Below are 750 nucleotides of genomic sequence, written 5' to 3'. Positions count from 1 at the left end.
TATATACTAACCTTAATTCTCTCTTTTATTCTTTCTAATTTATATGCCTTAATTTAGTGTTTTTATTAAAATGCTAACTTAAGCTGTATATAAAAAATGCGTAGTTTAGTGCTTAATCAAAGTGAAAGTGCGTACTTGCTTTCATCCGATTTTCGTTCCGAAAATCCTCTGACACAAGCACGCACTTTTCATATACAAAACCGTTGTGTGTAATTTGAGCATACTCAAAACTAACAGGATAAAACTGAATGAAATACTGGATTCTAACTTTAACGATGTTGATTTTTGGATGTAAAAATAATCAAGAAAAACAACCAACTTTAGAATTAGCAGACCCAATTTTAATTGAATGTGATTCTATGTACGAAAAAGCAGAAGCTGATTATAAAAATGGAATTAAAGAATATACAATAATGGGATTAGTTTATGCGACTGAACTTGAAATGTATTATTCTGATTTTATGAAACGTAATTATAATATAACAATGAGAGTTAATTGTGTTCCTAATTACCCGCAATCTTGCTACGAGGAATCAATGAATTATGAGATTGAGGAAGAATATGGCGAAGATTTTATGAAATTGACAAGAGAAAAAGCGGAAATGGAATTTAACGAACAGCGGAAATAAAAACTACACACAACAAAGTACTGTGCTAAAAAACAAGTAAAATTCTATTATTTTTTTACTAAAGTACTTCTGTAAGTTTCGTCAAATATTAGTCCTGATTTAGCAATGGCAAAAGCCTGTT

At 29.6% G+C, this 750-nt stretch carries 1 protein-coding gene; it reads left to right on the top strand.

What is annotated here, in order from left to right; translation table 11 throughout:
* Positions 1 to 248 precede the first annotated feature (248 nt).
* A complete protein-coding gene (locus IEV77_RS17405; RefSeq protein ID WP_188467188.1) occupies positions 249 to 629 on the top strand; it encodes a hypothetical protein in 381 nt (126 codons plus the stop codon).
* Positions 630 to 750 lie beyond the last annotated feature (121 nt).

Source organism: Xanthomarina arctica (assembly GCF_014638915.1).
Lineage (GTDB): Bacteria > Bacteroidota > Bacteroidia > Flavobacteriales > Flavobacteriaceae > Xanthomarina > Xanthomarina arctica.
This window is presented reverse-complemented; position numbering and strand designations above follow the sequence as displayed.